Origin of the sequence: Streptomyces sp. MBT53 (genome assembly GCF_016654115.1) — a bacterium.
Classification (GTDB): Bacteria; Actinomycetota; Actinomycetes; order Streptomycetales; family Streptomycetaceae; genus Streptomyces.
Genome location: NZ_JAEQAZ010000128.1, coordinates 1 through 25,089 on the forward strand (window position 1 = coordinate 1; position 25,089 = coordinate 25,089).

Annotated in this window: 18 protein-coding genes; 9 read left to right on the forward strand and 9 right to left on the reverse strand. The window is 71.0% G+C overall.

Features of this window, described 5'->3' with window-relative positions; all coding sequences use genetic code 11:
- Both JHN45_RS35000 and JHN45_RS35005 read right to left on the reverse strand, forming a co-directional pair.
- On the reverse strand, positions 1-545 hold a 545-nt coding region (locus JHN45_RS35000; RefSeq protein WP_201053211.1), incomplete at its 3' end, for a cytochrome b N-terminal domain-containing protein.
- Positions 546-559: 14 nt separating this feature from the next.
- Entirely contained in the window at positions 560-820 is a 261-nt protein-coding gene (locus JHN45_RS35005; protein WP_201053213.1) for a WhiB family transcriptional regulator, read from the reverse strand.
- 189 nt (positions 821-1,009) lie between these two features.
- Here JHN45_RS35005 and JHN45_RS35010 point away from each other — a divergent pair, with 189 nt between their 5' ends.
- On the forward strand, positions 1,010-1,891 hold the full coding sequence (locus JHN45_RS35010; protein ID WP_201053215.1) for an RNA polymerase subunit sigma: 882 nt from the start codon (positions 1,010-1,012) through the stop codon (positions 1,889-1,891).
- A gap of 28 nt (positions 1,892-1,919) precedes the next feature.
- On the opposite strand, the gene JHN45_RS35015 is transcribed toward JHN45_RS35010, so the two are convergent.
- On the reverse strand, positions 1,920-2,855 hold the full coding sequence (locus JHN45_RS35015; RefSeq protein WP_201053217.1) for a sigma-70 family RNA polymerase sigma factor: 936 nt from the start codon (positions 2,853-2,855) through the stop codon (positions 1,920-1,922).
- Positions 2,856-3,042: 187 nt separating this feature from the next.
- Here JHN45_RS35015 and JHN45_RS35020 point away from each other — a divergent pair, with 187 nt between their 5' ends.
- Entirely contained in the window at positions 3,043-3,522 is a 480-nt protein-coding gene (locus JHN45_RS35020) for a hypothetical protein (RefSeq protein ID WP_201053219.1), read from the forward strand.
- Between the two features lie 18 nt (positions 3,523-3,540).
- Here JHN45_RS35020 and JHN45_RS35025 read toward each other — a convergent pair whose 3' ends face one another.
- The 3 genes from JHN45_RS35025 to JHN45_RS35035 form a co-directional block, all read right to left on the reverse strand.
- Positions 3,541-3,882, reverse strand: a complete 342-nt coding sequence (locus JHN45_RS35025; protein WP_236584448.1) for a hypothetical protein — start codon at positions 3,880-3,882, stop codon at positions 3,541-3,543.
- A 35-nt stretch (positions 3,883-3,917) separates the two neighbouring features.
- Positions 3,918-5,273 carry an NAD(P)/FAD-dependent oxidoreductase gene (locus JHN45_RS35030; protein WP_201053223.1) on the reverse strand — a complete coding sequence of 452 codons (1,356 nt, stop codon included), beginning with the start codon at positions 5,271-5,273 and terminating at the stop codon, positions 3,918-3,920.
- 75 nt (positions 5,274-5,348) lie between these two features.
- Positions 5,349-5,717 (reverse strand): SsgA family sporulation/cell division regulator, encoded by a 369-nt coding sequence (locus tag JHN45_RS35035; protein WP_200712445.1) that lies wholly within the window; start codon positions 5,715-5,717, stop codon positions 5,349-5,351.
- A gap of 442 nt (positions 5,718-6,159) precedes the next feature.
- Between JHN45_RS35035 and JHN45_RS35040 the strand changes: the two genes are divergently transcribed.
- Positions 6,160-8,865, forward strand: coding sequence for an AAA family ATPase (locus JHN45_RS35040; protein WP_236584449.1), 2,706 nt, complete (start codon positions 6,160-6,162; stop codon positions 8,863-8,865).
- Here the strand turns inward: JHN45_RS35040 and JHN45_RS35045 are convergent.
- Both JHN45_RS35045 and JHN45_RS35050 read right to left on the reverse strand, forming a co-directional pair.
- Positions 8,862-11,690 carry a LuxR family transcriptional regulator gene (locus JHN45_RS35045; protein WP_307783286.1) on the reverse strand — a complete coding sequence of 943 codons (2,829 nt, stop codon included), beginning with the start codon at positions 11,688-11,690 and terminating at the stop codon, positions 8,862-8,864. The two genes, JHN45_RS35040 and JHN45_RS35045, sit on opposite strands and share 4 nt — an antisense overlap.
- A 53-nt stretch (positions 11,691-11,743) precedes the next feature.
- A complete protein-coding gene (locus JHN45_RS35050) occupies positions 11,744-12,175 on the reverse strand; it encodes a cupin domain-containing protein (RefSeq protein WP_236584450.1) in 432 nt (143 codons plus the stop codon).
- Between the two features lie 363 nt (positions 12,176-12,538).
- On the opposite strand from JHN45_RS35050, the gene JHN45_RS35055 reads away from it, so the two are divergent.
- The 4 genes from JHN45_RS35055 (at position 12,539) to JHN45_RS35070 (ending at position 18,412) form a co-directional block, all read left to right on the forward strand.
- On the forward strand, positions 12,539-13,528 hold the full coding sequence (locus tag JHN45_RS35055; protein WP_201053231.1) for an ROK family glucokinase: 990 nt from the start codon (positions 12,539-12,541) through the stop codon (positions 13,526-13,528).
- Positions 13,529-13,648: 120 nt separating this feature from the next.
- Positions 13,649-15,082: a sugar porter family MFS transporter gene (locus JHN45_RS35060; RefSeq protein ID WP_200712448.1), complete on the forward strand. Its 1,434-nt coding sequence runs from the start codon at positions 13,649-13,651 to the stop codon at positions 15,080-15,082.
- The gene (locus tag JHN45_RS35065) at positions 15,079-15,417 is read left to right on the forward strand and encodes a WhiB family transcriptional regulator (protein WP_201053232.1); all 339 of its coding nucleotides are present in this window, start codon (positions 15,079-15,081) and stop codon (positions 15,415-15,417) included. Before JHN45_RS35060 ends, JHN45_RS35065 begins: the two co-directional genes overlap by 4 nt.
- A gap of 250 nt (positions 15,418-15,667) precedes the next feature.
- A complete protein-coding gene (locus JHN45_RS35070; RefSeq protein ID WP_201053239.1) occupies positions 15,668-18,412 on the forward strand; it encodes an AAA family ATPase in 2,745 nt (914 codons plus the stop codon).
- 34 nt (positions 18,413-18,446) lie between these two features.
- Here the strand turns inward: JHN45_RS35070 and JHN45_RS35075 are convergent, their stop codons facing one another.
- Positions 18,447-20,696 (reverse strand): FtsX-like permease family protein, encoded by a 2,250-nt coding sequence (locus JHN45_RS35075; RefSeq protein ID WP_201053241.1) that lies wholly within the window; start codon positions 20,694-20,696, stop codon positions 18,447-18,449.
- Positions 20,697-21,278: 582 nt separating this feature from the next.
- Between JHN45_RS35075 and JHN45_RS35080 the strand changes: the two genes are divergently transcribed.
- On the forward strand, positions 21,279-21,962 hold the full coding sequence (locus JHN45_RS35080; protein WP_234468487.1) for a sigma-70 family RNA polymerase sigma factor: 684 nt from the start codon (positions 21,279-21,281) through the stop codon (positions 21,960-21,962).
- A gap of 170 nt (positions 21,963-22,132) precedes the next feature.
- Positions 22,133-24,895, forward strand: a complete 2,763-nt coding sequence (locus JHN45_RS35085; protein WP_200712453.1) for a LuxR family transcriptional regulator — start codon at positions 22,133-22,135, stop codon at positions 24,893-24,895.
- Positions 24,896-25,089 lie beyond the last annotated feature (194 nt).

The window sequence follows — 25,089 nt, forward strand, 5'->3', positions numbered from 1 at the left end:
TACGTTCCGACGATCGGGATGGAAAGGATCGTTCCGTTCACGACGGCGAGGCCGGTCCCGGAAAGGAGGTCGTCCGGGAGGTCGTATCCCGTCAGTCCCGCGAACATGGCGAGGACCAGCAGCAGGAATCCGAGTACCCAGGTGACTTCGCGCGGTTTGCGGAAGGCGCCCGTGAAGAACACCCGCATCATGTGGGCGAGTAGGGAGGCGACGAATATCAGAGCCGCCCAGTGGTGGGCCTGCCGGATCAGCAGACCGCCGCGGACGTCGAAGGATATGTGCAGGGTCGAGGCGAACGCCTCCGACATCATCTGGCCGCGCAGCGGTGCGTAACTGCCGTTGTACTGAACCTCGTTCATCGACGGATGGAAGTAGAAGGTCAGATACACGCCCGTGACGACGAGAACGATGAAGCTGTAGAGGCATATCTCGCCCAGCAGGAACGACCAGTGGTCCGGAAAAGCCCGTCGCGCCTTCTCTCTGACCAGGCGACGGACGCCCAGACGCCCGTCGGCCCAGTCGGCCACCTTTTCACCTTTGCCCATGTCGCTGCCACCCCTCACAGATCGCTCGGGCAGCCCTGTGCGCGAGATATGTCGAGTCCGCGCATCGCACGGCGTTCCCTTTCCGTCGTTCCACCCCAGATACCGTCCGGCTGCCCCACGCGCATGGCCCATTCCAGACACTGGTCCGCGACGGGACACCTGCCGCACACGGCCTTCGCCTCGTCGATCTGCAGCAGAGTGAGACCGCTGTTCGATATGGGGAAGAAGAGATCGGGATCTACGTGCAGGCAGGCTGCCCGCTCACGCCAATGCATGGCATGGTCACCTCGTTCGGCAGTGAAACAGAAAGTGCGGTGCTGTCCTCTAAGACCGGACAGCCGCCGGATGTGTGACACGCGATCATGGCGGGCCCGTGTCACAAGGTCCGCGAGTCCCCGGTCTTAAGGGGTGAGCCCATGCCCCTGCCGTGTGCGGGGCCGTGCGGGCGAGAGGGCGGGTGGGACATGGACCAGGGTGATGCGGTACCGATCGCCGAGCTGTGGGAGGAGCGTCGGTTCCTGCTCGATGTCGCCCGCTGGATGCTGGGCGACCCGGGCGCGGCGGAGAGCGTCGTGGACGAGGCCTATCAGCGGTGGTACGGGCTGTCCGACGCGACGCGACGGCAGGTCACCGTCCCCAGGTCCTGGCTGGCCAAGACCGTCGGCGGGATCTGCCTGGGCCGGCTCGCACCGCCCGGCGGGGGTGCGCCCGGCCACCAGGAGGAGCGGGGGGTACGGCCGTCGGAGGTGGAGGAGGAGGCCGGCCGGGTCGTGCTGAACGCGCTGGAGTCGCTGCCGACGGCCGAGCGCGCGGCGTTCGTGTTCCGCGCCTTCGGGATGGCCCCCGGCACGGTCGCCGACATCGTGGGCCGCACGGAGCCGGAACTCGCCGAACTCGCCGGCCGGGCCAGACAGTGGCTGCGGTCGCAGCGCACCCGGTCCACGACGCCGCGACAGCACGACGCCGTGGTCCGCTCCGTGCGCCGGGCGTGCGTCACGGAGGACGGCGACCTGCTCACCTCGTTGCTGTGCCCGGACGTCACGGCGTTCTTCGACGGCGGCGGCAAGATACGGGCGCTGACCGGACCGGTCCACGGCAGCCGGCCGGTCACCGACAACCTGCTGACCCTCCTGGCCCGCCGCCCGCACACCACCCTGACCACCCACTCCGTCAACGGCCGCACGGGCCTCGTCGCCCGCTACGGCCGCCAGGTCACCGCTGTCATCAGCCTCGACGTCGCGAGCGACCGTGTCGCCCAGTTCTGGGTCATGCTCAACCCCGACAAACTCCGGCGCTGGAACCAGCCCCGCACCGACGAGCCTTCTGGCTCGGACGCGAGGCCGTGACAGCGGGGAGGACGTCACACCGCTGCCGTCACACACCGTCGGGCACCGCGCCGGGGAGGAACGCGGAACGGGAACGCGAATCGAGGAAGGCGGCGATCTTGCTCGGGGCGAACACCCACAGCACTTGGTGAATGCCGTGCTTCGAGGCGGTGGCGGTCATGAAGACGAGGGCCTCGCCGTCCCGGTGGATCACCACGCCCGTGGAGCCGTTGGCGTCGACCAGCTCGGGCACCGACTCCCGCCAGAGCTGCCGGTAGGCCGAGAGTCTGGCCACCCGGGCACGGCCCCGCACGGGTACTCGCGCACAGCCCCGCATGCCGTTGCCGTCGGAGAGGCTGACGACATCGGGCGCGAGTAGGGCCTCCAGAGACGCCACGTCTCCCGTGCGGGCCGCTGAGACGAAGGCGTTCAGAAGACGCCGGTGCTCGGCGGCGTCCACGTTCTGCCGCCGTTCGTCCGTCAGGTGCCGACGAGCCCGGCTGACGACCTTCCGTACATTGACGACGCTGAGTTCGAGTATCTCGGCGATCTCGGCGTAGGCGTAGTCGAACGCCTCGCGCAGTACATAGGCGGCGCGCTCGACGGGGTTCAGTTTCTCCAGCACCAGGAGCAGCGCCAGCTCCACGGCCTCGGCGCGCTGCGCGCCGACCTCGGGGTCCGCGCCGGTGTCGACGGGTTCCGGAAGCCACGGGCCGACGTAGGTCTCCCGTCGTACGCGCGCCGACTGCGCGACGTTGATGGCCAGACGGGTCGTCGCGCTGGAGAGGAAGGCCACGGGACTGACCACCACCGAACGGTCGGTCTTCTGCCAGCGCAGCCACACCTCCTGGACCACGTCCTCGGCTTCCACCGCGCTGCCGAGCATGCGGTAGGCGATGCCGAAGAGCCGCCTGCGGTGGCGTACGAAGACGGCGACCGCCTCGTCGAGGTCCTCAAGTGGGGTGGGGGACGGTTCGACACACATGGTTCACTGGCCTCCGTTGCTCCGCTTCGTCCGCTGCATAGACCACGGCCGACAGGAACGTGTGACAGAAAAGGACGATGTTTTTCGCGGAGCTGCGATTTCCCACTGTTCGACACACTGAGATGCCGTGTCTGACACTCGAAGCGCTGCATATGATGGCGACAAGGACTGAGGAGGGAGGGGACGCATGGTCTCCGCGAGTGGTACGGCGCACAGCATCGAGGTCACCGCCGAGGGACTCCAGGAGGAACTCGCCCGGCTGCGGATCCAGAAGCTGGCACTGGAAAGGGAGTTGGCCGCGGTCGCGGCCCATCTCGACTCGGTTCAGCGTGCTCTCGGTGCCCTGGCCAGCGTGCTGTCGGTCTCGGCCGCCGACGGGCCGGCGGACGAACACACCGTGTCCGTCGCCACCCGGACGGGCAACGACGTTGAGCCGGACACGGACGCGGACAAGCAGTACGGGAGGCTGACGGAGCAGATCATGGCGTACTTCGCCGAGGTCGGTGACATCGACGTACGGGCCCGGGACGTCGCCGCGGCACTCGACCGTGACACCGACAGCGGAAGCATCAACGCGGTCCGCAGCACACTCGACCGCCTCGTCGCCGCCTCGCGGCTGCAGCGCGCCGGCCGGGGCCTGTACCGCGCCTGGCGTTCCCGGACCTGACGCGGTGGCGCGCGGCGGTCAACGCGACGAGCCCACGATCACCACGACGCAGGCGGTCATCGCCAGGGTGATCAGGGCCATCGCGACGAGTGTTCCCCGCAGCCACTGCCGGATCCGGGCCTGGTGCCGCGCCTCCATCGCGTCGAGGCGTTCGGCGATGTGGTCGGTCACCATGCGGGCGACGTGTCTCTGCTCGTCGACGTACCACTTCCCGATGTCCCGCTTCTGTTCGGGGGTGAGGCCGTCCACGCGTGTGGTGAGGTCCGTCAGGCGGCGGTTCGTCGCTCCCATGTGAGCCTCCTGGTACAGGAAGTCCTCGATGTCGGGCAGGCCGCGGGCGGCCTCCTCACGTGCGGTCATGGCGTACCCCCGATGGAAACGAGAACCCCACATGGTCATGCCGCGCTGCCCTCCTTCGCCCGGTCGGCATCCGGGTCCTGCGTCCGACCGCTCGCGACGAAGGCGTCCCGCGGGTGCTGCACGGAGGCCAGGGAGACGAGATCCCGGCCCGTCACGGCCGCGGTGAGCCAGACCGCCAGAACGCGGATCTTCCGCTCCCAGCTGGGCACCGCCAGCACGTGATAGCCCCGATGCATCAACCATGCCGGGAACCCCTTGATGACGATGCCCTTGTACTGGAAGATGCCCCGCCCGAGCCCCAGTGTCGCCACCACGCCCAGGCTGCTGTGCCGGTAGTCGCGGACGCGCCTGCCGCGCAGGTCGGCCACCAGGTTCTTGGCGAGGCGTCTGCCCTGCCGTACGGCGTGCTGGGCGTTGGGCACCGTGCGCGCGCCCGGCAGCGGCGAGGCGAGGTCGGGAACGGCCGCGTCGTCGCCGGCCGCCCACACGTCGGGCACCGGTTCGCCGTCGGTGCCCACGCGCAGATCGGCGCGGACCAGCAGCAGGCCGTGCTCGTCGACGGGCAGGTCGGTGTGGTTGTGCACGACCGGGTTCGAGGCGTTGCCCGCGGTCCAGACGATCAGCGTGGAGTCGTACTCCTGCCCGTCGGAGAGGACGACGTGGCCGCCCTCGGCGGACTGCAGCTGGGTGTTGAGGTGGACCTGCGCGCCCCGGCCTTCGAGGTGGCGCACGACCCAGGCGCCGGGTCCGTCGGTCACCTCGGGCAGGATGCGGTCCCTGGCCTCGACGAGGTGGAACGAGAGGTCGTCCGGGGTCAGTTCGGGATAGGAGCTGAGCATCGCGGTGGCCAGCGAGAGCAGTTCACCGAAGCCCTCGACGCCGGAGAACCCGCCGCCGACGAACGTGACGGTGAGCAGCTTTTGCCGCTCGGGGCCGGGCGGCAGCGACGCGGCCTGGTCGAACGCGGTCATCAGCCGGTCACGGATCGCCACCGCTTCCTCGACGTGCTTGAGGCCGATGGCCTGCTGCGTGAGTCCGGGGATGGGGAAGGTACGGGTCACGGCGCCGGCGGTGACCACGAGGATGTCGTAGCGCACCTCGTAGGCGTCTCCGTGCACCGGGCGGACGGTCACCGTGCGGTCCGCCGCCCGGATCTCGGTCACGGTCCCCGCGATCAGCCGGGTGCCGCTCAGGTGCCGGCGCAGCGAGACGACGGCGTGCCGTGCCTCCACCGAACCGGCCGCCACCTCGGGGAGGAAGGGCTGGTAGGTCATGTACGGGCGCGGGTCGACGACCGTGACCCGCGCCTCGCCCGGACGCAGCTTCTTCTGCAGGCCCCATGCGGTGTAGAAGCCCGCGTAGCCGCCGCCGACGATCAGAATCTCTCGCATGATTCCCTCTGCTTTGTCGTCCGTCATCCTGTAGACCGCGCAGGCCGCTCAGATGTGACATGCGTGGGCCGGTCACTATCGAAGGGACTCACCGGGGTCGCTCAGGAGCTGGTGGACGGTCGCGTCCACGTCGAGGTGGCATTCCTCGGTACCGGCGGGCACCAGCGCGAGGGTCTGCCGCAGGAAGGCCTCCACAGCCCGCGCCGGGGCGCTCACCACGACCGCCTCCTGCTTCGGACACGGGCACAGCGCGATGTGCACCCGGCCCGGGGCCCACGGACGCCGGGACGGCCAGACCTGGATGTCGCCGACACCGGCGAGCTTCTCCAGTCCGTCCAGGAGGAGTTCGCGGCCGACGACCCAACGCACGGTCGCGTCGGTGCACATGTGGAACGTCAGGGACACCGCGTAGGGATCGGCGCTGTCGTAGGACAGATCGAGCATCACAGGACGATCCACTCCTTCGGCGACGACCAGGCGGACAAGCATCCGCCACACCACCAGAGGGAAACTTTCGGGTTGTCTCATCACATCACCGCTCGGTAAACCGGTGGGATCAAGGGAGCCCGGGGAGAAACACGGTGTGACGCGTTGCGCGTCTGTTCGTGTGTTTCAGGGACATCCTGATTCTGCGATGTCCCGTGGGGCCCGCGCCATCAGTCAAATGACCCTGGAGCCGCCGCACAGTCACGTTACTTATGTTCGGCCCCGTGGGCCGGGTACACGCTGAGCCCAAGCTTTCCCGCCGTGCAGTGGGAAAGACAGCCCAATGTACGGAGTCCTCATGTCACTCGGTTCGCCCGTCGGACGGCTGCCCCGAGCCCCCGCAGAGCGCCCACCCTCCTGGTGGCCGCAGCACTGTTTCCCACCGGTACCACGCAGGGCCTTGCTCGAACCGTCGAGTGACACCGTGCAGTTGGACGCGGACGGCCATCGGCCCCTTGAGATGGTGGGACGCGCGCGGCAGCTCCGGGAGATCAAGGCGCTGCTCGGGCCGGGCACGACCGCGGGCCGTGCCCTGCTGGTCTCGGGGGAGCCGGGAGTGGGCAAGAGCATGCTTCTCGGCGAGGTCGGCAGAGCCGCGTCCGAAGCGGGCAGCCGGGTCCTGACGGCCGTCGGCGTCCCGTTCGAGACCGAACTCGCCTACGCCGGCCTTCACCAGTTGCTGGTGCCGCTGAACGACCGGTTCGAGCACATGGCCGGCACACACGGGAAGGTCCTGCGGGGCGCGCTGGGCTACGGCGGCGATCCCGTGCCCGTCGGGCGTGAGGTCACCGACGCGGTGACCTTCCTGCTGCGTCAAGTGGCGACCGAACGCCCCGTGTTGACCGTCGTGGACGACCTCGCCCGACTCGACCGGGCAAGTTCCGCGGTGCTCGGCTCCGTCGCCCGCCGGCTGTGGGGCAGCCGTATCGGACTGCTCGCCGCCTCCAGGTCGGGAGCCGAGACCTTCTTCGGGCGGGACGGACTCACCGAGTACGAGTTGCCGCCGCTGGATCGCGACGCCGCCGTAGAACTGCTCGGAACCCGCTTCCCGGGGCTGGCCGCATCCGTACGGGACCGCGTCCTGGACCAGGCACAGGGCAATCCGCTGGCGCTCGTGGAACTGCCCGCCGCGCTGAGCGGCCCGCAACGCAACGCGCTGGCCGATCTGCCCGACGTGCTGCCGCTCTCCCCACGTGTTCGGAACCTCCACGCTTCGCGCGTCGCCGGCCTCTCTGCCGAAGCACGTCGCATTCTGCTGCTTCTCGCCCTCGACGACACCGGCGACCCGGGTGTCCTGCGGGCCGGGTCCGGGACTCCGGAGACGCTCACGGCCCTGGCGGCGGCGGAATGGAACCGTCTGGTGACAGTCGACGGCACGAACCGTCGCGTGGCCTTCCGCCATCCGCTGATGAGGGCAGCGCTCGTCGAGAGCAGCACCCTCACCGAGCGCTGCCAGGCTCATCGCGCGCTCGCCGAACTCGGCGCGGAGACACCCGAGCGGCGGGCCTGGCACCTGGGCAGAGCGACGCTCGATCCCGACGGGCGAATCGCCGCCCTGCTTGAGGAGGCCGGACAGCGCGCCGCCCGACGCGGTGACGCCACGAGAGCGGTCGCGGCACTCACCAGGGCCGCCGAACTGAGCCCCCGCCCCGTGGACCGAGGACGCCGACTGACCCGGGCCGCCTTCCTCGCCGCCGACGCGATCGGTGATCTGCGCGCGGCCTCGGAACTCCTCGACCGCGCCCGGCGCGCGGACCCCGACTCCACCGCGACTCCGCTCGCCGCCGCCACGACGGCACTCCTCCTGCTCAACGGCGGTGACGGTGACATCGACATGGCTCACCGCCTCCTGGTGGAGGTCATCGGGACCGGCATCCACGGATACGACGCGGAGGACGACGCCCTCGTCGAGGCACTGCGCATCCTGCGGCTGGTGTGCTGGTCCAGCGGTCGAGATGCCCTGTGGGAACCCTTCCACACCGCTCTCGACCGTGTGCGGCCGACTGCTTCGCCGCTGTTCTCCGCCCACGTCGAGGCGGCGGACCCGTCCCGCACCGGCTCGGTCGGCAGGCGGGAGTCCGACCGGGACGTCACCTGGCGGTGGGTCCGTCAAGGACGCCAAGGTGGCCACGTCCGCCGGCATGTCGACGCGCTCATGCACCTGTGCTCGGAGGACTTCGCCACAGGCCGTTGGGACGAGGCCGGAACGCTGGCCGACGAGGCGCTGAGGATCTGTGAGGAGCGCCAACACCCCTTCCTCTCCTGGTACTTCGAGTACCATCGGGCTCTGCTCGCCGCCGTCCACGGCCACGTGGAGGAGAGCCGGAGTCAGGCCGACCGGATCACGCACTGGGCCGTGCCGCGCGGGGCCCTGGGGGCAGCGGCCTTCGCCGACCACGCCCGCGTCCTCGCCGAACTCGGCGCGGGCGACTACGAATGCGCGTACCGCAACGCCGTGGCGATCAGTCCCGCCGGCCGGATCGCCTCCCACGCTCCGCAGGCCCTGGCGGCCTGTATGGATCTCGTGGAGGCGGCGGTGCACACCCGGCGCACCGCCGAGGCGGAGGCACACGTGCGGGCGCTGCGCGAGGCCGGTGTCGCGGGGCTCTCCCCGCGGCTGGCACTGCTGGTGGCCGGCGCCGCCGCGCTCGTCGCGCCGGACGACGGCGCGGTCGGACGCTTCGAGCAGGCCCTGGCCGTCCCCGGAGCCCAGCACCGGCCCTTCGACCTGGCCCGCATACGACTGGCCTACGGACAGCGTCTGCGGCGTATGCGCTGCGTCACGGAGGCCCGAGCCCAACTGGTCGCGGCGACCGAGGTGTTCGAGCACCTGGGCGCCCGGCCGTGGGCCGACCGGGCCGCGGGCGAACTGCGCGCCACCGGCATGTCCCGGACCGGAGCCAAGCACGGGTCCGTGACGCTCACCGGCCAGGAACAGGAGATCGCCGCGCTCGCCGCCTCCGGCCTGACCAACAAGCAGATCGGCGAACGACTCCACCTTTCGCCCCGCACCGTGGGTTCGCACCTCTACCAGCTGTTTCCCAAACTCGGAATCGCCTCACGCGCGGCCCTCAGGGACGCGCTCGCGTCGCTTCCTCCGAACTAGGACTGCGACGACGCGGCAGACCGCCCCGCGCCGGGCTGCCCCGGCGGCAGTGAGGCGAGGGCTTCGCCGAGGGTGACACGGGAGGTGATGCCGAGCTTCGGGAAGATCCGGTGCAGGTACGCCGCCACGGTTCGGTGGGAGAGGAACAGCCGCTCGCCGATCTGCCGGTTGGTCAGTCCGGAGGCGGCGAGCGTGGCGATCCGGTGTTCCGACTCGGTGAGCGGGGCGCTCTCCGGATCCTGGTGGGCCCACGCGGCACCGCGGCCGGTGGCCCGCAGTTCCTCGGCCGCCCGTGCGGCCCAGGGAGTCGCCCCCAGGCGGCGGAAGGTCTTGAGGGCGGCGGCGAGTTGCCCCCGGGCGTCCTTGACGGCGCGTGCGCGACGCAGGTGCTCCCCGTAGTTCAGACGGACCCGGGCGAGGTCGAAGGGCCAGCGCTCGGCATCGGGTACGGCGAGCGCCTCCTCGAAGAAGCCGGCGGCCCGGTCCTCGGAGGCGACGAGCGCGGCCGAACCGGCGGTGACCAGAGCCAGGCGGCCGGAGATTCCGGGCAGGCCCGCCTCCCGCATCGCGGCGACATGGGCGAGCGCCTCGGACCGGCGTCCGCTGCCGACAGCGGCCTCCACGAGATCCATGGGCACCCACAACGCCAGCGGGGCATGAGCGGCCAGCACGCCCGAAGGGCTGATCGCCGACGCATCGAGGAAGGCCTCCTCGTGGTCACCGCGTCCCAGGGCCGACAGCGCCGTCATGTGCCGTGCGAAGTGCTCGAAGGTGCGGATGCCGCGGGGTACCGCCCACTCGCTGATCCGCCGCGCCAGTTCCCCCACCGTGCCGTCGTCGCCCCGCGCCGCCGCGAGCAGCCCCTGGGCCCGGTGGAACTGCTGGGCCAGCAGCTCGTAGCCGTGGGCTTCGCACAGCGCCAGCCCCTCTGCCGCGAGACGGCCGCACTCCTCCCACCGACCCGACATGTAGTCGTCAAGGCACAGCACCACCAGCGCGATGAGGGCCGAGGTGACCGCGCCGCCTTCGCGTCCGTCGTCGACGACGGGCCAGAGCGCGGCACGGCACCCCGTCGCCCGGTCGACGAAGAGCGCCGCCATCGCGATCCGTTCGATCCTGCTCGGGTCCGCCGTCCGGTGGAGGTCGTGGATCACCGCGTCCAGCAGCCCCAGGGAGGCCGGGTTGGAGCGCGCCGGGTCGGCGTAGACGTCGCCGAGCAGTTCCTGGAGGGCAGGCATCGGCACGGTCACCTGGGAGACGGCCGCGTGGTAGGCGGCCCAGAGCTCGGGTCTGCCCGCGCACAGACACACCCTGCGCAGGGTGCACAGCGCCTCGAAGAGCGCCTCGTCGTCGCCGTCGGACCTGCCCTCACGGGTCGTGATCGCGCCTACGAGCAGCCGGTGCGCGGTGTTGACGTCACCGTCGCGGTTGAGCAGCACATGGGAGGCGGCAGCCGCCGCCCGCAGCGAACCCCTGATGGCGGGGTCGGCGCGCCGGGCCTCCACGAGCAGTTCCGCCGCCGTACGCAGCTCTCCCGCGACGTCCGCTCCCACGAAGGCGGCCTCGGCCAGCCGCCGGCTGCGGTCCGCGGGGTCGGGAGTGAGGTCCGCGGCCCGTACCAGCGCGTTGAACGCGCCGACCGCGTCGCCGCGTCGGCGGCCCCGGCGGGCGGTGTGTTCGAGGAGGGCCGCGACCCGTTCGTCCGGCTCGGGTGTGGCCTCGGCCAGGTGCCACGCGCGGCGGTCGGGCTGATCGGTGAGCGCTTCCGCCAGGGCGCGGTGGGCGGCCAGGCGCTGAACACCGGTCGACCCCGACACGACGGTCGCGCGGATCAGCGGATGCCGGAAGGACAGCCGCCCCGGGCCGGGGTGCTCGACCCGCAGCAACTGTGCCCGCTCGGCGGGGGCGAGCAGGGACAGGACGTCTTCGCCCGGGAGCGCGGCCCGCAGGACCGGCAGTTCGCCGCTGTCCTCCAGCGCGGCCAGCAGCAGCAACCGGCGCGTGGGCGCGGGCATCTCCGCGACCCGGGAGGCATACAGGTCCTGCAGCCGACGGCTGAGCGGGAGCACCTCGGACAGCACCACCCCCGCGCTGCCCCGCGAGGCGTCGAGCGCGGTCGGCAGTTCCAGCAGGGCCAGTGGATTGCCCTGGGCCTGCGCGAGGACCCGCCGCAGTTCCCGCCCGGCGAGCAGCGGGAACCGGGAGCCGACCAGGCCGACCGCAGCCGTGTCGTCGAGCGGCGCCACGGTGAGCTCGGGAAGTCCCGCGCGTTCGAAGAAGCTCTCGAACCCCGGCCGTGAGGCGGCCAGGAGGCCCACCCGGCTTCCGGTCAGCCGCCGGGCGACGAACGCGAGCGCCGCCGCGCTGGCCCGGTCGATCCATTGCAGATCGTCCACGAGGAGCAGCACCGGACGCGTGCTCGCCGCCCGGCGCAGCAGCGCCAGTACGGCTCCGTAGACGACCAGCCGATCGACCGCGGCACCGTCACCGGCGCCCAGCGCGACGGTCAGGGCCTCGCCGTGCGCCGGGTCGAGACCCTCGCACTCGGGCAGCAACGGTTCGAGCACGTGGTTCAGTCCGGAGAAGCTAAGATCGGCGAGGAACTCGACCCCGGCCGAGCGCAGCACCAGCACACCGGCCGCCGTCGCCGCCCTCGCCGCGGCGTCCAGGAGCACGGACTTGCCGACGCCCGGCTCCCCGGACAGCAGCAGCACCCCACCGCGTACGACCACCTGGTCGACGTACGAACCGAGCAGTTCCAGCTCCCGGTCACGTCCCACCAGCCGCTCGGCCGTGCTGTGCGACATCGAACCGTCACCGGTCACAGCGACTCCCTTCGAGAACTGGCGTGCCGAACTCCCTGTCTCCTGGCCATGGTTCAGCCGGCGGGAGGCCGCGGGGCGCGCAGATGGGCCCGGCTCTCCAACTCCTCCTCGTCGACGAGCGTGAGCATCGGCTCGCCGGGGGCGCCCAGCATCACGACGACGTACTTGGCCGTCGCGTCCGCCGTCGCGTTGCCGTTCTGGTAATGGATCACCTCGCCGCCCGGTTCCCAGAACGTCTCACCGGCCCTGATCACCCGCTCGGGCTCGCCTTCGAGTTCCCACCGGACGGCGCCTTCGGTGACGTAGCCGAAACACGGGCCCGAGTGCCGGTGCGGTGGCGTCCCGGGGTGTCCCGGAGGCCATTCGACCAGCACGGTCATCACCGAGGCGCCCTCCGGCACGAAGGGCGGGATGACGTCCGCCAGCATCCTGGGGCCGGTCCCTTCCTGGTCCCCGTGCGTGCCGTGCCCGTCCGTTGATCCCATCTCCAACACCGTGTCACACCTCCGTCGATCCAACGTGCTTCACAGAGATGACCGAGCACGGCCCGGATTTGTTACACGGCGACCTACGACCTCCAGGACGCAGTCGAATGACTCAAGCAACTCGCCGCCGGATCACGGACGCTGAAGCAGTTCCCGGACCGGCGGCGAACAGTCGCCCATGCGGTGCCCGAAGCCGCCCTGTCCCTTGTTCCGGACGGCGATGAGCCGGCTTTCGCTCCCTTTCACACGACATCACAACGTTAGGAACCACATCATGTTTCTCCGTTTCACCTGCCTGGAGTGGCCTGACGGGCACAGGCGTCGGCACGCGCGCCGCCGGTTCGACGGTGTGGGCGGTGCCGCATGAAGGACCGGAACGTCGGTCTGACCGTCGGCGTCGATCTCGGCGGCACGAAGATCGCCGCAGGGGCGGTCGACCCCGGCGGGGACGTCGTCACCCGGGTGCGCATCCCCACCCCGCACGACCCCGACCGCATCGCCGAAGCGGTGGCCGAGGCGGTCCAGCAGGTCCGCGGAGGCTGGGACGACATCCGGGCGGTCGGCGTCGGAGCCGCCGGATACGTGGACGCGGACCGTTCGACGGTGCGCTTCGCCCCCAACCTGGGCTGGCACGACAAGGCGATTCGGGACATCGTCCAGGAGGCCACCGGACTTCCGGTCGTCGTCGAGAACGACGCGAACGCCGCCGCCTGGGGCGAGTTCATCCACGGAGCCGGTGCCGGGCACGACGACATGCTGATGGTGATGGCGGGCACCGGCCTGGGCGGAGGCATCATCAGCAGGGGCCGGCTCTTCCGCGGCCGGTTCGGCATGGCGGGCGAGATCGGCCACTACCGGGCGGTCCCCGACGGACTCCCGTGCCCCTGCGGCCAGCGCGGCTGCATGGAGCAGTACGCCAGTGGAGCCGCCCATACCCGCCGCGCCCGCGAGATGGCCACCGCCGATCCGGCCCGGGCCGCGCGGGTGCTCGCCCTCGGCGACGGCACCCCCTCCGGCCTTGAGGGCCACCACGTGACCAAGGCCGCCCTCGCCGGCGACCCCTTCGCCCTCGACGTGTTCGCGCGGTCGGGCCGCTGGCTCGGCCAGGTCCTCGCCGACCTCGCGTCCATCCTCGACCCCTCCGTCCTCGTCATCGGCGGCGGCCTCGGCGACACCGGCGAGCTGATCCGACGCCCGGCCGAGATCGCCTACCGCCGGGCCCTGGGCGGCGGCGAGCACCGCGTCTACGCCGAGGTCCGCACCGCCACCGTCGGAGCGGACGCCGGCATCATCGGCGCCGCCAACCTCGCCCGGCTCCACGAACTGCTCTCGTTCCCGGCAGCCGTCCTCTGACCGGCGGCGCGCTCACGCGCGGGCCCGACGAGCGACCCAGGGGTGCCGGCGCAACCGCCACCCCGACCCACCTCCGCTCCCGCCCGCGCGCCGCACCCGGTCCTGTGAAGGAGTGCTCAAATGACCTCGAACGCCTCTTCCGCGGGGCCGGCCCACTCAAGGGCCGCGCTCCGCCCGACCAACCTCCGGCGTGTCACCTACATCTCGGCCGCCGCGTCGATCGGCGGCTTCCTGTTCGGCTACGACAGCGCCGTCATCAACGGCGCCATCACCGGAATCCAGCACCGATTCGACGTCACCTCCAGTGAGACGGGCACCATCGTCGCCTCCGCCCTGCTCGGTTCCGCCTTCGGCGCGGCCGTCGCCGGGCGCCTCGCCGACCGCATCGGCCGCCGACGCGTGATGCATCTGGCCGCGACTCTCTTCGCGATCAGCGCCCTCGGCTCGTCCATGCCGTTCTCCGCCTGGGACCTGGGCGCCTGGCGGGTACTCGGAGGGATCGCGATCGGCCTCGCCTCACTGATCGGGCCCACCTACATCGCCGAGGTCGCGCCGCCCGACCATCGCGGCCGGCTCGCCTCGTTCCAGCAGGCGGCCATCGTGCTGGGGATCACCGCCTCCCAACTCGTCAACTGGGGCATCGCCCAAGGGGCCGACGGCAAGAGCGAGAACATGCTGGGCGCCCTGCACGCCTGGCAGTGGATGCTGATGGCCGCCGTCGTACCGGCGCTCGCCTACCTGTTCCTCACCCTGCGGATCCCGGAGTCGCCGCACTTCCTTGTCGCCACGGGCCGCGAGATCCAGGCCCTCGCCGTCCTGCGCGACCTGCAGGGCACGCACGCGGGCGCCGAGGAGCGGCTCGCCGAGATCGAGCAGGCGCTCAAGACGGACCACAAGCCGCGGGTGCGCGATCTGCTCGACGGCCGCTTCGGGCTGCTGCCGATCGTGTGGGCAGGCATCGGACTGGCCGTCTTCCAGCAACTGGTCGGCATCAACGTCATCTTCTACTACTCCTCGCTGCTGTGGCAGTCGGTGGGCATCGACCAGGCCAACTCCCTTCTGATCAGCCTCTCCACGTCGATCGTCAACATCGTCGGAACCGTCGTGGCGATGCTGCTGATCGACCGGATCGGCCGCAAACCGCTCGCGCTGACCGGATCGGCGGGAATGGCCGTGTCACTGGCCCTGGCCGCCTGGGCGTTCTCGTACCGGACCGGCAGTGGCAGCAGTCTGTCCATCCCGGACACCCAGGGCACCGTGGCGCTGATCGCCGCCCACGCCTTCGTGTTCTTCTTCGCGGTCTCCTGGGGTGTCGTGCTCTGGGTGATGGTCGGCGAGATGTTCCCCCTGCGGATCCGCGCCGCCGCGATGTCGGTGGCGACCGCCGCCAACTGGATCGCCAACTGGGCCGTCACCGAGAGCTTCCCGCGCATGTCGGACTGGAACCTGTCGTCCACGTACGGCATCTACGCGGGCTTCGCGGTGCTGTCCTTCGTCTTCGTCGCACTCCGGGTGCGCGAGACCAACGGAAAGAAACTGGAGGAGATGGGATGACCACGTCGAGCACCCCTCTGCTGGACAACCGTGCCCTGCCCGTCCGTCCGGCGGCGGGCTGGTGGCCGGCCGCGTCCTGCCGGGGCTCCGCCATCGAGACCTTCTTCCCGCCGCCGGGCGACCGGGCGGCCGTCCAACGGGCGCTGACGATCTGCGCCCGCTGCCCCGTGCGGATTCCCTGCCGCCGGTACGCGCTCGACCACCGGGAACGGCACGGGATCTGGGGCGGACTGACCGAAGAGACCCGCGAGACGCTCATCCGTATGGGGCCACCGTCGACCGTACGCGCCCGGTCACCCGAACCGGCCGGACTCCTCGCCGAACCGAGGACGTGATCCGCCCCTGGACCCGTCATCGGCAGAACCTGCCCGGCCCGGCCGGTTCTCTCGCGTCAACGCCTTCGCATCCCCGCCCGAACGCCGGAGCGCCGACGAAGGTCGAGTCGTGCTACCGATGGTGCGCGGGCAATCAGGGTGTAATGGGCCGAGGCTAGGATGTCGTGCGACGTACCCCCGCACGGAGGAAGCCGTACATGCTCAGCCCAGCAGCCGGGGCCCTCCGGCGGCCGAATCCAGAACCCGCGCGATGATCGGCCGGGACGAGGAACTGCGCGTCCTGCGCAGGCTGCTGGCGGACGCGGCGGACGGCTGTGGCAACGCGCTGTTGATCCACGGCACCGCCGGCGTCGGCAAGTCTGCTCTGCTGCGGACGGTCGGCACGGAAGCCACCGAAGGCGGTTTCAAGGTGCTCGGCGCGGCCGGTGTGGAGACCGAACTGTGGCTCCCCTTCGCGGCTCTGCAACTGCTGCTGCAACCGGTCGCCGACGCCGTCGGGAAGCTGCCCGCCCCGCACCGGACGGCGCTGGCCGACGCGTTCAGCGCCACACAGACCGAACCCCACATCTTCCAGGTCGCGCTCGCCGTTCTCGAACTGCTCGCCGACGAGGCCGACCGGCAGCCGCTCCTCCTGCTCGTCGACGATCTGCAGTGGATCGACGCACCGAGCCGGGACGTCCTGAGATTCGTGGCCCGCCGCACCCGCGACCTCGCCGTACTGATCATCACCGCCTCCCGGGTCCACACCTCCGACTCCTACGACCCCGGCGCGCAGCCGGATCTCCCGGTGCGACCGCTCGCCCTGCCGGACGCCGCCGAACTGCTCGACGCCGGAGCACCTGACCTCTCGGCACCGATACGGGCCCTCATCCTGGAGCGCGCCGAGGGCAACCCGCTGGCCCTGGTCGAACTGCCCAAGACGGCGCTCGACATGGCCGCGCAACTCGACGATCTGCCACTGACCCAGCGACTGGAGGAGGCGTTCGCCGCGCGCACGGACTCGGTGAGCCCGGGGTGCCGCACCCTTCTGCTGGCGCTGGCCGCGGAGCCCAACGCGCCACTGAACCGGCTGCTGGACGTGGCGAGCCGGCTGAGGGACACGGCGGTCTCCGCGGACGCGGTGCAGGAGGCGGTCGAGGCGGGCCTGGTCGCGCTGGTCGGCCGTACCCTCCAGTTCCGGCATCCGCTGATGCGTTCGGCGATCTACACCCGCGCCACGGTCACCGATCGTTTGGCCACCCACCACGCCATCGCCGTGGCCATGGCAGACACTCCCGAGCACCAACTCCTCCACCTGGCCGCCGCGACGCTCGGCCGGGACGAGGAACTCGCCGCCCGGCTGGAGGGGTTCGCCGAAGCGGCGCTGGCCCGGGGCAAGCTCGCGTCGGCCGTCCCGGCCTTCCGCCAGGCGGCCGAGCTCGTCCAGGACACGCGCCGCAGGACCGAACTCCTGGTCCGGGCGGCGGAGTCGGCGAGCGAGATCAACGACCGGGTCCACACCCAGCTGCTGCTGGACCGGGCCGACCTGAGCGAACTCGGCCCATTGGAGCGGGCCCGCCTCATGGTCGTGTCCGACAAGGCGGCGTTCGAACCCGACGACCCGCACCGCCGGATCGAGGACATGGTCAACGCGGCGGCCGGTGCGTTCGACACAGGAGACGTACGAGTCGCCGAGAACCTGCTGTGGCGGGCTGCCGCCCGGTGCTTCTTCCAGGACGGCGACACCCGGGTACGTACGCTGGCCGCCGCCGAACTGGACCGCTGGAACCCCGATCCGGACGCCCCCGTCGTCCTGACGGTACGGGCCTACACCGAGCCGTACCGGCACGGCGCCGAGGTGCTCGCACGGCTCGACGCCCTGCGGCCGGACCACCAGGACGGCCGGATCATGCACTTTCTCGGCAGCGGCGCGATGGTCCTGGGCGACGTCACCAGGGCCGCCCGGTACCTGTCGCTGGCGGCCGGTCTGTGGCGGTCGCAGGGGAGACTCGGGCTGCTCGCCCGTTCCCTTGCCGGCAGTTGGCCGCGCGTGTACCTCGGTCAGCTCGATCGGGCCCGGGAGGAGTCCGGCGAAGGACTCGCCCTCGCCGAGGAGACCGGGGAATGGATCGTCTGGCTGGGCGTAAAGGCGACGGGAAGCCTGGTGGCCGCGCTGCGCGGGGAGACCGAGGCCGCGGCGCGGATGCTCGGCGAACTCCGCGCCCACCGGCTGTTTCCCGGCATGCCGTTCGCCGCGGTGATGGCGCAGCAGGTCGAGGGCCTGCTCGCGCTCTTCGACGGCCGCCCGACCGAGGCGTACGACGCTCTGGCGCGCGCGTTCGATCCGGCCGACCCGCACTACCACTCGGTCAGCCGCTGGCTGCTCGCACCCGACCTGGCGGATGCCGCGGTGGCCGCGGGCACCGTGCGACAGGCCCGCGAACTCCTCGACGGACTCCCCGAGTTGGCCGCCCGACTGCCCTCGGAGATGATGGTGGTGGCCCAGGCCTACACCGAGGCGGTGCTGGCACCGGACGACACGGCGGGGGAGCGCTACACCGCCGCGCTGGCCGCGCTCCCCGCAGGCTGGGCCCTCGCACGGGCCCGGCTGCACCTGCACCACGGCCTCTGGCTGCGCCGGCACCGGCGCAACGTCGACGCCCGGAACCCGCTGCGCAGCGCCCGAGACGAGTTCGACCGGGTCGGCGCGCGGCCCTGGGCCGAACTGGCGCGTGAGCAGTTGCGCGCCGCCGGCGAGTCGAGCAGCCGACGGAACACGAACACCAGCGACCGGCTGTCGGCCCAGGAGATGCAGATCGCGGTGCTCGCGTCACAGGGGCTGAGCAACCGGGAGATCGGACAGCGCCTGTTCATCTCGCACCGCACCGTCGGAGCCCATCTCTACCGCATCTATCCCCGCCTGGGCATCACCAGTCGCGGCAGACTCGCCGCCGCGCTCTCCGCGCTGAACGACGGATCTCCGAGAGCCGACCTGCCGGTCGCCGACACCGGCTGACGGCGCCTGCCCGGCTCCTCGGACGCTGTCCCGGTCACTCGTGGCGGAGGTTCGCCGGGTGCGAGGACCGCCACAAGGTGGGGAGCGTCAGCACGGTCACCGCAACGCTGGCGGCAGCCCCGATGCCGGCGATGGCCAGCATGCCGCTCCAGTCGTAGACCGGTGTCCTGCCGATGAGTCCCAACAGGGCGTTGCCGAGGGCGGTTCCCACCACTCCTGCGACGAGGAGTCCCATCGCGACCGGCACCGCGGTCTGCCACAGGATCGAGCTGCTGAGAGTGCGCCGCGGGGTGCCGAAGGTGACGAGCACAGCCAGGACGCGTTTGCGGTCCCGGAGTTGTTCGAGCGCACCGAGCAGCATGCTCGCCGCGATCAGCAGCAGGACCGCGGTCACCCCGGCCAGCAGGTCCCGCTTGATCCCGTCGAGGGCCGTGGCGCCTGTGGCCTGTGCGGGGAAATCGACGGCGAAGGAAGGATCCAGCCGGGCGGCTGTCGTACGGAGCCGGTCCTGGACGTCCGCGCCGGACGTCGCATACGTGATGTCGATGGTGCTCACAGCGTGGGCCATGGCCGACGCACCGGCTGCGCGGGGCGTGACGAACAGCATCTTCTCGGGGAAGACACCTTGCGGATTGCTGCTCCTGGCCTCGACGGCGGCGGTGATCCGAGGCACCGTCCACCGGGGGCCGTTCGTGTCCATGCGCATCGCGCTGCCCGGCTTCCACACGGTTCTGTCGGCGGCGGCGCCGCCGTGCGGGCTGACGACGAAGGCGTCCCCGTCGGCGCAGGTGGACAGCGATGCAAGCAGCCTCAGTTGGCCGCATTCCGCGATGCGGACCGTCTGGGGGACATCGCCGTCGGACGTGCTGACGGACAACTCCGCGTAGCCGACGGCCTGTTGCACGCCGGGCGTCGAGGAGAACACCGACGCGTACCGCTCCGTGTACCCCCTGCCGTCGTCGAGACTGGCGACGGCGGCCTGCGTGCTCGGCGCGGAACTGCTCCTGGCCGCCCCGCTGCTGCCGTTCTGAGCGTGTGCGATGCCGGTGAAGAGGGTCTGCAGTGCTATCGCGCCGGCCACGGCGACGACGATGCCGTTGACCGAGCGGGTGGCGGCTTCGCTGTTCAACTGGAGTCGGCGGACCGCCAGTTGCCAGGAGACGGGACCGAATCCGCCGAGCGCTCCGGTGAGTTGTTCCAGGATCCAGGGCAGCACGGCGGTCACGCCGACGAGCAACGCGAGCATGCCGACAACGACCAGGACGACGCTGGTGGTGTCGCGGATGTCGGATCCGCTCCCCACGGACGCCTTCAGCAGAAGTAGGCCGAGTACGGGCACGGCGATACGCCACCCCAACCGTCGCGTGGCACCACCGGACCTGCGGACCACCCCGAGGGGTTCGACAGCCACTCCGTTCATCGCCAGCCGCGTGACCGCGAGAGCCAGCACGACCACGCCGACCACCGTGAGCGCGGCCAGAGCGGGCTGCGGGGTGAGGTCCTCTGTGAAGACACTGAGCCCCTGTATGTCCATCAGCTCGATGAACCGACGACCGATCATGAACAGGACCGCGCCCAGGGCCACCCCGATCAGTGCGCTGACCAGCGTCTCGCCCGCGGCGATCCGGGCGGTCGTCCGGCGGTCGGCGCCCACCAGCCGTAGTGCGGCCAGCCGCCGGTCGCGGTGCTCGCCGCCGAACCGGACGGCCGCGGCGATGAACACCGCGACCGGGGCGAGCAGTACGACCATCCCGACGATGCTCAGCAGAGTGAGTTCGGGGTCGAGCGGCTTCTGCGGATAGACCTTGCCGAAGTGGTCGAGCCGGTCGACTCCTTTCACACCGACCGCCATGTGCTCGCCGCCCAGATAGAAGACGTACTCGCCGGGATCGACCAGGCCCCGGTCAGTGACCTCTCCCGTGACGGGATGGTCGAGGCGCTCGCGAAGCAGGCCGTTGCCGGGTGCGGCCAGCAGCTTCCGGAGCGCCGGCGACACGACCATCTCCCCGGGGCGTGGGAAACGTGTGAGTCCGGGAGGCAGCGGCGCCGCCGGCCCCTCGGGTTCCAGCATCCGTCCCCGGATCTCCCTGCCCCGGAACACGGTGTCAATGTCACTGAGCAACACGGTTCCGCGAGAGGGTGTGATGACCCTGCCGTCGAGGTTGGTGTCGATCCGGGCGTGGATCCGTTCGTCGCGCTGGTGTCTGGCAGTGGGCACGGACGACGCCACGAGCAGCAGCGCGACCCCCAAACCGATGCCCACGGCCATCAGGACGGTACGCACCCGACCGTCCCGGCCCCCGGTCATGGCGAGCCGCGCTCCGAAGCTGAGGGCCCGAAGGTTTCCGAACCGCTGTCGACCACCCGGGGCGGATGGGGAGGCGGTGGGGCGCGCATGCTGCGGACGTGGGTTCACTGGCAACCTCTCGTACTGGGCGCGGAGCGCCGACGGCCGAGCGCCTGGGCCGCGGGGGACAACGGGGAACGAACCACCCAAGACATCCCAGCAGGGATGCAACGAAGGGGCCGACGGTCGAAAACGCCGTCTGGCATGGCCCGGACTATACACTGCATGCATAGATGTTGTGGGTGACGCTCGTGGTGACAGTGTGATGTTGCCAGCGTCCTATATTAGACAGTGGTTCCGTCTTTGCCTCCGTCCTTGCCGCCCAGGCGTGCGGGTGGATGGACGCACTCCCCCCGAACCAGGGGGTCGCGCTGCACCACGGGGTACACCAGGGGTTCCACGGGTGCGCCCGGCACCCGCTCCGGACGACTGTGGCCAGGTAACCGAGCCGGGCCCCGGCGCACGATGAGCCGGCCCCGGCCCTCCAGCGCACCAGGAGCGGGGAAGATCGTCATGGGCTTGTCCAGCATCGACGTCGTGCCGCGGTCGGCCTCACCGAGCGCGGAGGCGACCGGAAACACGACAACGACCTTCGTCCGCCCGGGGGCCGAGACGGCAGCGGACTTCGAGAGTGTCCGCTCGCTGCTGTTCGGGATCGCCTACCGGAGGCTGGGCCGCGCCGTCGACGCCGAGGACGTCGTTCAGGACGTGTGGGTCCGCTGGCAGGGCGCGGACCGGGCACAGGTGCGGGATCGGGTCGCGTTCCTCGTGACCGTCACCACCCGGGTCACGCTCAACGCGGCGACCTCGGCCCGCGCCCGCCGCGAGATCAGTGTCGGCGGATGGAATCCGGAACGGGATCTCCAAGCCGTCGATCCGGTGCACGAGGTCGAACGCGGGGAAGCGATCGAGAGTGCGGTCCGTCTCCTGTCGGAACGGCTGTCTCCCGTCGAACGTGCCGTATACGTGCTTCGCGAGGCGTTCGAATATCCGTTCCGTGAAATCGCCGACATGCTCGGACTCGGCGAGGGCAACGCGCGGCAAGTGGCCCTCCGGGCGCGCAGGCATCTCGCCCGACAACGGTGCGAACCAGTGGATCCGGCGGAGCACGACGAACTGCTCGAAGCCTTCCTCGACGCGGCGCGAGACGGCGACATGGCGCGTCTCATCGACCTGCTCCGAGGGCTTCGCACCGTGTCGTAACCCCGATGATCTCCCGTGGCAATCACGCCGCAACCAGCAGGTGGGGAGGTGTCCGCCGGGCCTCGACGGCGGCGGTCCGGTGATTGTCCGTGCCGCGCGCAGGGGTGCATGATGGGGTCGATCCGAGTTGATCAGGGTCGGACTCTTGATACCTGCGCGGTAGGTGGTGGATGTCGAGCAGCGTTCCTCGCAGCGGGCTGCGGGGCCGGCGCGGCGAGTGCGGAGCGCTGGACCGCGTGGTGGCCGACGCCCGGGCGGGGCAGAGCCAGGTACTGGTGCTGCGCGGCGAGCCCGGTGTCGGCAAGTCCGCGTTGATGGAGTACCTGGCGGGCAGCGCGACCGGGTGCCAGGTCCTGCGGGCCACCGGCGTCGAGTCCGAGATGGAACTGGCGTTCGCCGGGCTGCACCAGCTGTGCATGCCGGTCATGGGGCAGCTCGATCGGCTTCCCGACCCCCAGCGTGATGCCCTGGCCATCGCGTTCGGCCTGCGTGCGGGAAGCGCGCCGGACCGTTTCATGGTCGGGCTGGCGGTGCTCAGCCTGCTGGCGGAGGTGGCTGAGGAGCAGCCGCTGGTCTGCGTGGTGGACGATGCCCAGTGGCTCGACCGGGTGTCCGCGCAGACGCTGACCTTCGTCGCGCGCCGACTGCTCGCCGAGCGCGTGGCACTGGTCTTCGCGGTGCGCACGTCGACGCGCACTCCGGGGAACGACCCGTGGGTGACGCTGAAGGAGCTCGTGGTCCGCGGACTGCGCGACGACGACGCGCGTGCGCTCCTGGACTCCGTGGTCCCCGGCCGCCTGGACGAACGCGTCCGGGACCGGATCGTCGCCGAGACCCGCGGCAACCCGCTGGCACTGCTGGAACTGACGCGAGGACTGACCACGACCGAGCTGGCAGGCGGATTCGGGCGCCCGGACACCCAGCCGCTGTCGAGCCAGATCGAACAGAGCTTCCTCCGGCGAATCGTTTCGCTCCCGGACGCGGCACAACGGCTGCTGCTGGCGGCGGCAGCCGAGCCGGTGGGGGACGTGCCCCTGCTGCGGCGGGTGGCCGAGCAACTCGACATCGGGGCGGACGCCGCGGGGGAGGCCGAGGAGGCCGGGCTGATCGAGTTCGGGGCGCAGGTACGGTTCCGGCATCCGCTGGTCCGCTCGGCGGCCTATCGCGCGGCCGACCCCGGGGTACGCCGGGACGTGCATCGCGCGCTGGCCGAGGCGACCGATCCCGCATCCGACTCGGACCGCCGGGCCTGGCATCGCGCCCACGCGGCGGTCGAACCCGACGAGGCGCTGGCGGCCGAACTGGAGCGCTCGGCCGCCAGAGCCCAGGCCCGCGGCGGTATCGCGGCGGAGGCCGCGTTCCTGAGACGCGCGACAGAGCTGACACCCGATCCGGCCGTGCGGGGAACGAGAGCGGTGGCCGCGGCGCAGGCCACCTTCGAGGCCGGGGCCCCCGACGCCGCGCTCGAACTCCTCGCCGCCGCGGAGATAGGCCCGCTGGACGAGGACCTGCACGCACGGCTGGTCCGGCTCCGCGGCCAGATCATCTTCGCGCGCCGACGCGGCGGAGAAGCGCTGCCGCTGCTGCTCGACGCGGCCGGACGGTTGGAGGGCGTCGACAACGGACAGGCCCGTGAGGCCTACCTCGAAGCACTCGGCGCAGCGGTCGTCGCCGGTCGCCTCAGCGGCAGTGCCCGACTGCGGGAGGTGGCCGAGGCCGCTCGGGCCGCGCCACGCGCACCGCGGCCCCCGCGGCTGACGGACCTCCTGCTCGACGGTCTGGCCACGCGGTACACCGAGGACTACGTCCAGAGTGCGCCGCCGTTGAAACGCGCGCTGCGGGCATTCCGGCAAGCCGCCGAACGGGGCGACGACGACGTCATGCGCTGGCTCTGGCTGACCTGGCTGGTCGCCAACGACCTGTGGGACGACGAGACATGCCACGAACTGGCCATCTGCGCGGTCCGTACGGCTCGGGAGACCGGCGCGCTGAACTTCCTTCCCCTGGCCCTCAACTCCCGCGCCGTCCAGCATGTGCACGCAGGGGAGTTCGACCTCGCCTCGGCATTGATCGACGAGTCCGACACCATGACGGAGGTGACCGGCAACTCGCCCCTCGGATACGCCGGCGCGTTCCTCCACGTCTGGCGCGGCGAAGACCCCCGGGTGGCGGACAGGATCGACGACCGGGTCCGGGAGGCGACGATCTGGGGCGAGGGACGGGCGATCGGACAGGCCCACTACGTGATCGCGGTGCTGTACAACGGCCTGGGCCGCTACCAGGACGCCCTGGCCAGGGCCGAACAGGCATGGGAGTACGAGGAACTCGCGGGTTTCGGGTTCACCCTCTTCGAACTGGTCGAGGCGGGCGCGCGCAGTGACGCCCCCGAGGCGGCTGCGGCAGCCCTGCGCCGACTTGAGGAACAAGCCGGCGCGGCCGGCACGCACTGGGCCCTCGGCGCTCTGGCCCGGTCGAGAGCGTTGCTCCGCGACGGTGAGGAGGCCGACCTGCTCTACCGCGAGGCCATCGAGCACCTCCGACGCTGCCGGGTCGCCGTCCACCTGGCCCGCACCCACCTGGTCTACGGCGAGTGGCTGCGGCGTGAGAACCGGCGCATCGACGCACGTGAGCAACTGCGCATCGCCTACGACATGTTGAGCGGCTTCGGAGCGACCGCCTTCGCCGAGCGGGCCCGCCGCGAACTCCTCGCCACCGGCGAGTCGGTACGGCAACGCGCGGTCGACGTACGCGAGGTCCTCACCGCACAGGAGGCCCAGATCGCCCGGCTGGCCGCCGACGGAAAGTCGAACTCCGAGATCGGCGCCGAGTTGTTCATCAGCCCCCGCACCGTCGAATGGCACCTGCACAAGGTGTTCACCAAGCTCGACGTCACTTCACGGAACAAGCTCCGCGCGGCGCTGGCCCGCACCTGACAGCCGGGATACCCGCCGCATGGCCCGCCCCAGGTGGGAAAGGGCCTGCCGGCCCCAGCCGTGGTCACTGATCACCATCGTAGGAAACGCGTTGTCATTCTCCGAGAACTCATGCCGCAGCAAAGGGAGATCATCCATCGCTTCATGATGGAGCTCTCCACCGGCAATCGTTGTCCGACGATCCGTGGACAGCA

Bases quoted from the DNA above. Each gene is read 5' to 3' on its own strand.
- JHN45_RS35005 (WP_201053213.1), bottom strand. From the start codon at position 820: ATGCATTGGCGTGAGCGGGCAGCCTGCCTGCACGTAGATCCCGATCTC.
- JHN45_RS35010 (WP_201053215.1), top strand. From the start codon at position 1,010: ATGGACCAGGGTGATGCGGTACCGATCGCCGAGCTGTGGGAGGAGCGT.
- JHN45_RS35015 (WP_201053217.1), bottom strand. From the start codon at position 2,855: ATGTGTGTCGAACCGTCCCCCACCCCACTTGAGGACCTCGACGAGGCG.
- JHN45_RS35020 (WP_201053219.1), top strand. From the start codon at position 3,043: ATGGTCTCCGCGAGTGGTACGGCGCACAGCATCGAGGTCACCGCCGAG.
- JHN45_RS35025 (WP_236584448.1), bottom strand. From the start codon at position 3,882: ATGACCGCACGTGAGGAGGCCGCCCGCGGCCTGCCCGACATCGAGGAC.
- JHN45_RS35030 (WP_201053223.1), bottom strand. From the start codon at position 5,273: ATGCGAGAGATTCTGATCGTCGGCGGCGGCTACGCGGGCTTCTACACC.
- JHN45_RS35035 (WP_200712445.1), bottom strand. From the start codon at position 5,717: ATGCTCGATCTGTCCTACGACAGCGCCGATCCCTACGCGGTGTCCCTG.
- JHN45_RS35050 (WP_236584450.1), bottom strand. From the start codon at position 12,175: ATGGGATCAACGGACGGGCACGGCACGCACGGGGACCAGGAAGGGACC.
- JHN45_RS35055 (WP_201053231.1), top strand. From the start codon at position 12,539: ATGAAGGACCGGAACGTCGGTCTGACCGTCGGCGTCGATCTCGGCGGC.
- JHN45_RS35060 (WP_200712448.1), top strand. From the start codon at position 13,649: ATGACCTCGAACGCCTCTTCCGCGGGGCCGGCCCACTCAAGGGCCGCG.
- JHN45_RS35065 (WP_201053232.1), top strand. From the start codon at position 15,079: ATGACCACGTCGAGCACCCCTCTGCTGGACAACCGTGCCCTGCCCGTC.
- JHN45_RS35070 (WP_201053239.1), top strand. From the start codon at position 15,668: ATGATCGGCCGGGACGAGGAACTGCGCGTCCTGCGCAGGCTGCTGGCG.
- JHN45_RS35085 (WP_200712453.1), top strand. From the start codon at position 22,133: ATGTCGAGCAGCGTTCCTCGCAGCGGGCTGCGGGGCCGGCGCGGCGAG.